This is a genomic window from Hansschlegelia beijingensis (assembly GCF_045505405.1).
GTDB classification, from domain to species: Bacteria; Pseudomonadota; Alphaproteobacteria; order Rhizobiales; family Methylopilaceae; genus Methylopila; species Methylopila beijingensis_A.
Genome location: NZ_JBJKEX010000258.1, coordinates 1 through 4,377, shown reverse-complemented (window position 1 = coordinate 4,377; position 4,377 = coordinate 1). Strand labels below are relative to the sequence as shown.

Sequence of the window (4,377 nt, the reverse complement as noted above, 5' to 3'; positions counted from 1 at the left end):
CCCGCCGCGCGCGCCTCCTCGGCCCGGTCGAGCCGCAGCAGGGCGAGCCGCTGATCGCCGGCAGCGCCATGCTGACGATCGAGAAGCCCGCCTGGGCGCGCTTCGCCTTCCCGGGGGAGACGACAGCGGCTTGAGCGACCTCGCGCCGCCTTACCCGGACGGGAAGCGCCGGTGCCGCTGGTGCGGGACCGATCCGCTCTACGTCGCCTATCACGATCAGGACTGGGGCGTGCCGGAGCGCGACAGCCGCGCGCTCTACGAGAAGCTCGTCCTCGACGGCTTCCAGGCGGGGCTGGCCTGGATCACGATCCTCCGGAAGCGAGAGGCCTTCCGGGCGGCGTTCGAGGGCTTTCGTCCCGAGAGGATCGCCACATACGGCGAAGCCGACATCGCGCGACTGATGGCCGACGCCGGCATCGTCCGCTCCCGCGCGAAGATCGAGGGGGCGGTGAAATCCGCCCGCTCCTATCTCGCCATGCAGGAGCGCGGAGAGGATTTTTCAGACTATCTCTGGGGCTTCGTGGGCGGCGAGCCGCTCGTGAACCGCTGGACCTCCCCGGCGGAGGTCCCGGCGTCCACGCCGCTGTCGGAGGCGCTTTCGAAGGACCTCAAGAAGCGCGGCTTCGCCTTCTGCGGTCCTGTCATCGTCTACGCCTTCATGCAGGCCGTCGGCATGGTCAACGACCATGTGGTCGATTGCCACCGGCATGCGGAGCTGACGTCGCCCTAAATCCGGCGCCGGCTCAGGCCGCCGCCGGTCGCCCGGCGGAGTCCTCGCCGCCTCGCCCGTCGAGTTCGGCGTGGAGCTTGCGCTCGTCGAGCGCGCCCTCCCACTTCGCCACCACCAGCGTGGCGACCCCGTTGCCGACCAGATTGGTGAGCGCGCGGGCCTCCGACATGAAACGGTCGATCCCGAGGATCAGCGCGATCGCGACGGTCGGAATGTGCTCCACCGACTGCAGCGTCGCGGCGAGCACGATGAAGCCCGAGCCGGTCACGCCGGCCGCGCCCTTCGAGGTGAGCAGCAGGATCGCCAGGATGACGATCTGCTGCCACAGGGTCTGCTCGGTGTTGGTGGCCTGCGCGAGAAAGATCGCGGCCATCGTCAGGTAGATGCAGGTGCCGTCGAGGTTGAACGAATATCCGGCGGGGATCACCAGGCCGACGACGGATTCCTCCGCGCCCGCGCGCTTCATCTTGTCCAGCATGCGCGGCAGCACGGACTCCGACGAGGAGGTGCCGAGCACGATCAGCAGTTCCTCACTGATGTAGCGGACGAACTTGAAGATCGAGAATCCGGTGGCCCAGGCGACCGTTCCCAGCACGCCGAAGATGAAGATCAGGCAGGTCAGGTAGAAGGCGCCCATCAGGTAGGCCAGCGGGGCGAGCGCCTGCAGTCCCTGCGAGCCGATGGTGAAGGCCATCGCCCCGAACGCGCCGACCGGGGCTGCGCGCATGACGATGGCCACGATCCGGAAAAAGACCTCCATCGTGCCGTCGATCAGCGCCATCACCGGCCGCCCGCGTTCGCCGAGCGAATGCAGCGCGAAGGCGAACAGGATCGCGATCAGCAGGACCTGGATGATCTCGCCCTGCGCGAAGGCGCCCACCACCTGGTCCGGGATGATGTGGAGGAAGAAGTCGGTGACCGTCTGGCCCTGGGCCGCCTGCTGGTACTTGGCGACGGAGGAGGGGTCGAGCGACGCGGGATCGACGTTCATCCCTGCGCCGGGCTTCAGCACGTTGACGACGACGAGGCCGATGATCAGCGCGACCGTGGTCAGCGCCTCGAAATAGATGATCGCCTTCAGCCCGACGCGGCCGACCTTCCGCATGTCGCTCATGCTGGCGATGCCGTGCACGACCGTCAGGAAGATGATCGGCGCGATCAGCATCTTCACGAGCTTAATGAAGGCGTCGCCGAACGGCTTCATCTGCTTGCCGATGTCCGGCGCGAAGTAGCCAAGCGCGATGCCGAGCGCGACCGCGATCAGCACCTGGACATAGAGGATCGTGTACCAGGGGCGCGCGCGCGCCGGCGCCGCCCCTTCGCGTGTCATCGTCATCGTCGGGTCTCCGCTCACTGACCGACGGCGCCGAATAGGTCAGCAGTGCTGGCCGATCAGGTGTCGCAGGCCGCGGTCTTGGCGCCGTACTCCTCCATCGTCAACTCGCCTGCCGCGGCGGCAGGGTCCCGGTCGCGCGAGGGAAGGTGGGGCTGCACCCAATCGATCCGCTTCCATTCCGCCAGGGGCTGGTCGCCGCTCGCCTGCGGCACGTGGCGTGAGGTCTCGACCCTGCGATAGCGGTGGATGTAGCGGGCGCAGTTGACGAAAGCGTCCGTCACGCGCACCCGCAGCGCGTAGGCCGCGCCCGGGAAGCTCGCCACCAGTTCGCCCTCGCGGACGACCTCCGCCTCGCCCTGCACGCGCAGCCGATGCGGCGTTTCGAAATCGATGAACAGCATGCCGACAGAATGCGTCGTCGCGATATTGCCCGCCGACAGGAACATGCCGTTGCCGTCGTAGCCCGGGAAGGCGAGCGTCACGGCGTCGAGCACGCGCACGAAGCCGACGGGGCCGCCCTTGTAGGAGACCGTCGGCTTGCCCTCGCCGTCCACGGTCGCGAGAAAGAACATGTCGCGGCTGGCGATGAACGCCTGCTCCTCGGGCGTCAGTTCGCCATGTATGAGCTTCTGCTGCCACAGCTCTGCGAGTCCGCGCGAATCGTGCTCCTGCTGGAGCGCGAGATGCTCGGGTCCGTAGGTGACGGTCATGGGTGAATCTCCCTCAGTTCGTTTGTTTTGTTGGGCCGCCCTCGGGGCGGCCGGATGTTCGTAGACCGCAATGGCCGAAAAGCTGTCGCCTTCCCTGCCCGTCCAGCGCAAGCCCCCTGCGCCCGCCCGCGCCTGGCAACGCATGTTGTCGGGCCGGAGACTGGACCTGCTCGACCCCTCGCCGCTCGACGTCGAGATCGCGGACATCGCCCACGGCTTGGCCCGGGTGGCGCGCTGGAACGGCCAGACCTCCGGTGAGCACATCTTCTCCGTCGCCCAGCATTCGCTTCTGGTGGAGGACATCGCCCGGAGGCTTGCGCCCGAAGCGGACGCCCGGGTTCTTGTGGCGGCCTTGCTGCACGACGCCGCCGAATACGTCATCGGCGACATGATCAGCCCGTTCAAGGCCGTCCTGGGAGGCGAGTACAGGGCGGTCGAGAAGCGGTTGATGGCGGCCATCCACCTTCGCTTCGGGTTGCCGCCCGAGCCTGCGGCCGCCACGCTGAAGCTCGTCAAGCGCGCCGACGCGACCGCCGCTTTCCTCGAGGCCACGCGGCTCGCGGGCTTCTCCATCGAGGAGGCGCGGAAGTTCTTCGGGCGGCCCGAGGGCGCTCCCGCCAACGCGGACCTCACCCCATGGCCGGCGTCCGAGGCGGAGACCCGCTTCCTGGAGCGCTTCTCCGCCCTGACGTCGTGATCCGCGACCTCCCCCGCGCCAATGGTCGCCATGTCCCCGATGGCCGACGCGAGCTAGGCTCGCGGCCGTGATCGTCGTCTGTCCGCTCTCCCGCCTGGCCGAGACCCTCGCTGCGACGCGGGCTCGCCGCGTGCTGTCGCTCCTCTCGGAGGGCGCGGCTGCGCCGCGCCTCGACGGGATAGCCCCTGCCGATCACCTCACCTTGCGCTTCCACGACATCGTGGAGCCGCGCGACGGGCATGTCCCGCCGGGCGAAGCCCATGTGCGCGAAGCGTTGGAGTTCGCGAGCGGCCCCGAACCGATCGTGGTCCATTGCTACGCCGGGGTCAGCCGCTCGACGGCGATGGCCTACGCGATCGCCTGCGCCCGCGAGCCCGCCCGCGACGAGCGGGAGCTTGCGGCCGAGCTTAGGCGCGCCAGCCCGATGGCGACGCCCAACCGGCTGATCATAAGCCTCGCCGACGACGCCCTCGGCCGGGAAGGCCGAATGGCGGCGGCCATCGCAGCCATAGGCCGGGGCGAGGACGCCTTCGAGGGCGCGCCCTTCACGCTCCACCAGGCGGGCGCGCCGTGAGCGGCCGGCCGACGATCGAGATCGGCCTGTCGGCCGCGGTGGTCGCGGTCGAACGCGACGCCCCGGAGATCCTGGTCGCCCGCTCGCAGGATGATCTGGCGGCGCTGCCGGCCGGACCGTTCGACCCGCGCCGGCGCCGCACCCTCGAGATCGCGCTCCGCGCCTCGGTCGCGGAGCAGACCGCGCTCGAGCTCGGCTATGTCGAGCAGCTCTACACGTTCGGGGACCGCGGACGCGTCCAGAGCCCCGACGAGGTCGGGCCGCACACCGTGTCGATCGGCCCAGCAGGGCGAGGGTCTGGAGCTCACGCCCCGTGAGGTTCGCGGGATC

The 4,377-nt window shown here is 69.3% G+C and carries 6 protein-coding genes; 4 read left to right on the top strand and 2 right to left on the bottom strand.

Features of this window, described 5'->3' with window-relative positions:
- Positions 1–130: 130 nt before the first annotated feature.
- Positions 131–730 carry a DNA-3-methyladenine glycosylase I gene (locus ACIKT0_RS13740; protein WP_407105888.1) on the top strand — a complete coding sequence of 200 codons (600 nt, stop codon included), beginning with the start codon at positions 131–133 and terminating at the stop codon, positions 728–730.
- 13 nt (positions 731–743) lie between these two features.
- Here ACIKT0_RS13740 and ACIKT0_RS13735 read toward each other — a convergent pair whose 3' ends face one another.
- Entirely contained in the window at positions 744–2,066 is a 1,323-nt protein-coding gene (locus ACIKT0_RS13735) for a dicarboxylate/amino acid:cation symporter (protein WP_407105887.1), read from the bottom strand.
- 56 nt (positions 2,067–2,122) lie between these two features.
- Positions 2,123–2,776 carry a pyridoxamine 5'-phosphate oxidase family protein gene (locus ACIKT0_RS13730; RefSeq protein ID WP_407105886.1) on the bottom strand — a complete coding sequence of 218 codons (654 nt, stop codon included), beginning with the start codon at positions 2,774–2,776 and terminating at the stop codon, positions 2,123–2,125.
- Between the two features lie 70 nt (positions 2,777–2,846).
- Between ACIKT0_RS13730 and ACIKT0_RS13725 the strand changes: the two genes are divergently transcribed.
- From ACIKT0_RS13725 to ACIKT0_RS13715, 3 genes are all read left to right on the top strand, one after another.
- Positions 2,847–3,473 (top strand): YfbR-like 5'-deoxynucleotidase, encoded by a 627-nt coding sequence (locus ACIKT0_RS13725; RefSeq protein ID WP_407105885.1) that lies wholly within the window; start codon positions 2,847–2,849, stop codon positions 3,471–3,473.
- A gap of 67 nt (positions 3,474–3,540) precedes the next feature.
- On the top strand, positions 3,541–4,047 hold the full coding sequence (locus tag ACIKT0_RS13720) for a tyrosine phosphatase family protein (RefSeq protein ID WP_407105884.1): 507 nt from the start codon (positions 3,541–3,543) through the stop codon (positions 4,045–4,047).
- Complete coding sequence (locus ACIKT0_RS13715) at positions 4,044–4,364, top strand: hypothetical protein (RefSeq protein WP_407105883.1); 321 nt, start codon at positions 4,044–4,046, stop codon at positions 4,362–4,364. The genes ACIKT0_RS13720 and ACIKT0_RS13715 overlap by 4 nt, the downstream gene beginning before the upstream one ends.
- The last annotated feature ends 13 nt before the right edge of the window (positions 4,365–4,377 follow it).